General features: G+C 47.6%; 3 protein-coding genes. All 3 read left to right on the plus strand.

The window, feature by feature from the left end:
• Positions 1-664, plus strand: a 664-nt coding sequence (locus IEV36_RS18680) for a 3-oxoacid CoA-transferase subunit A (protein WP_227591706.1), incomplete at its 5' end; no start/stop codon positions are given.
• A gap of 2 nt (positions 665-666) precedes the next feature.
• The gene (locus tag IEV36_RS18685) at positions 667-1320 is read left to right on the plus strand and encodes a 3-oxoacid CoA-transferase subunit B (protein WP_004772819.1); all 654 of its coding nucleotides are present in this window, start codon (positions 667-669) and stop codon (positions 1318-1320) included.
• Positions 1321-1566: 246 nt separating this feature from the next.
• Positions 1567-2601 (plus strand): 3-oxoadipyl-CoA thiolase (gene pcaF, locus IEV36_RS18690; protein ID WP_188393565.1); only part of this gene is annotated, 1035 nt, incomplete at its 3' end.

A 2601-nucleotide genomic window follows, 5' to 3' on the forward strand; every position in this document is an offset into this window, starting at 1 on the left:
CTCATTGACCGAGGCACTGTCACAGATCAAGGATGGAGCAACCATCATGATTGGTGGCTTCGGCACCGCAGGACAACCCGCTGAACTGATTGATGGACTTATCGAACTCGGGATCAAGGATCTGGTCATCGTCAATAACAATGCTGGTAACGGTGATTATGGTTTGGCCAAACTGCTTAAAACAGGCGCAGTACGTAAAATCATTTGTTCTTTCCCACGTCAGTCTGATTCATGGGTCTTTGATGAGCTGTATCGTGCAGGCAAGATTGAGCTGGAACTGGTGCCGCAAGGCAATCTGGCTTGTCGTATTCAGGCTGCTGGCATGGGCTTAGGTGCGGTATTTACCCCAACAGGTTTCGGTACGCTTTTGGCTGAAGGCAAGGAAACCCGTCATATCGATGGTAAAGACTACGTGCTTGAATACCCAATTAAAGCAGACTTCGCACTGATCAAGGCACACAAAGGCGATCGCTGGGGCAATCTGGTTTATAACAAATCAGCCCGTAACTTTGGCCCGATCATGGCGATGGCAGCGGATGTCACTATTGCGCAGGTCTCTGAACTGGCTGAACTCGGTCAGCTTGATCCTGAACACATTATTACCCCTGGGATTTTTGTACAGCATGTGGTCGCAGTTGATGCGACGACTGGCACAGGAGCATAAACATGAGCTATCAAAAACTAAGCCGTGACCAGATTGCTGAACGTGTCGCACAAGATATTCCAGATGGTGCTTATGTCAATCTCGGCATCGGCCTTCCAACCAAGATTTCAAACTATCTTCCAGCAGACAAAGATGTATTCCTGCATTCGGAAAATGGCCTACTTGCATTCGGGCCGCCACCTGCCAAAGGTGAAGAAGATCCTGAGCTGATTAATGCAGGTAAAGAATACGTCACCATGCTGACTGGCGGCAGCTTTTTCCATCATGGTGATTCCTTTGCCATGATGCGTGGCGGACATTTAGATATTGCAGTGCTTGGGGCTTTCCAAGTGGCAGCCAATGGTGATTTAGCCAACTGGCATACTGGTGCAGCGGATGCCATTCCTGCGGTGGGTGGAGCGATGGATCTGGCGGTAGGCGCCAAGAAAGTATTTATCACCACCGATCACACTACCAAGCAAGGTGAACCGAAGATTGTTGAAGCGCTTTCATATCCAGCAACAGGGTTGAAATGTGTCGATCGGATTTATACCGACCTGTGTGTGATTGATGTGACTCAAGATGGTTTAAAAGTGATTGAGAAAGTGGATGGTCTGAGCTTTGAGGAGTTACAGGCGTTGACGGGTGCTCAGTTGATTGATGCGACTCAAGGATAATGTTTACACAGCCACTCATTACGGGTTAAAGCAGAGACTTTTTGTATAGGCATTGCCTTACTTTTTAAGGATAAAAAGTAACAAAAATCCTTTGTTGGACTGATGGTATATCCCTATACCACAGTCCAACGGGCGGCATCCATGCCGCCGCCGCGAAACGAGGCATTGCCTACGCAAAGGAAGAAAGACTAAACCCGTAATTTGTGGCAGTGATCACAACAGATTTAGAAATGGAAATGTAAGAATATGAAAAACGCTTATATCATTGATGCCATCCGTACCCCATTCGGTCGTTATGCCGGTGGTCTTGCACCAGTCCGTGCCGATGACCTAGGAGCCATCCCACTTCAGGCCTTGATGCAACGCAATCCAAGTATCGATTGGCAACAAGTCGATGATGTGATCTATGGCTGTGCCAATCAGGCGGGTGAAGATAACCGTAATGTCGGACGTATGTCAGCATTATTAGCGGGCTTACCTTATCAAGTGCCTGCAACCACCGTTAACCGTTTATGTGGTTCATCACTGGATGCCATTGCCATGGCTGCCCGTGCCATTAAAGCCAACGAAGCTGACCTGATTATTGCGGGTGGTGTTGAAAGCATGAGCCGTGCGCCTTATGTGATGGGCAAATCAGAAAGTGCCTTTGGTCGCAGCCAAAAGATTGAAGACACCACCATGGGATGGCGTTTTATCAATCCAAAGCTCAAAGAAATGTATGGCGTGGACACCATGCCGCAAACTGCGGAAAACGTGGCAGAGCAATTCAATATCAACCGTGCTGATCAAGATCAGTTTGCTTTAAATAGCCAGCAACGTACTGCAACTGCGCAAGCCAAAGGCTTCTTTGCCCATGAAATCATCCCTGTAACGATTCCACAGCGTAAAGGTGATGCCATTGTGGTAGATACTGATGAGCATCCACGTGCATCAACAACTTTAGAAGCATTAACCAAACTTAAAGGTGTGGTGAAAGCCGAAGGTACAGTGACAGCAGGTAATGCTTCTGGAATTAATGATGGTGCTGCTGCGGTGTTGATTGCTTCAGATGAAGTGGTGGAAAAATATCAACTCAAACCACGTGCCAAAATCATTGCAGCCACCACAGTGGGTGTTGAACCTCGCATTATGGGGTTTGCACCTGCACCTGCCATCAAGAAACTACTTAAACAAGCCAATCTCTCCTTAGATCAGATGGATGTGATTGAGTTAAACGAAGCCTTTGCTGCACAAGCTTTGGCAGTCACCCGTGATTTAGGTTTGGCAGATGATGATGCACGC

It is taken from the genome of Acinetobacter vivianii, assembly GCF_014635885.1.
Lineage (GTDB): Bacteria > Pseudomonadota > Gammaproteobacteria > Pseudomonadales > Moraxellaceae > Acinetobacter > Acinetobacter vivianii.

Excerpts from the sequence above, each read along its gene's own strand:
- IEV36_RS18685 (WP_004772819.1), top strand. The coding sequence starts at position 667 with ATGAGCTATCAAAAACTAAGCCGTGACCAGATTGCTGAACGTGTCGCA.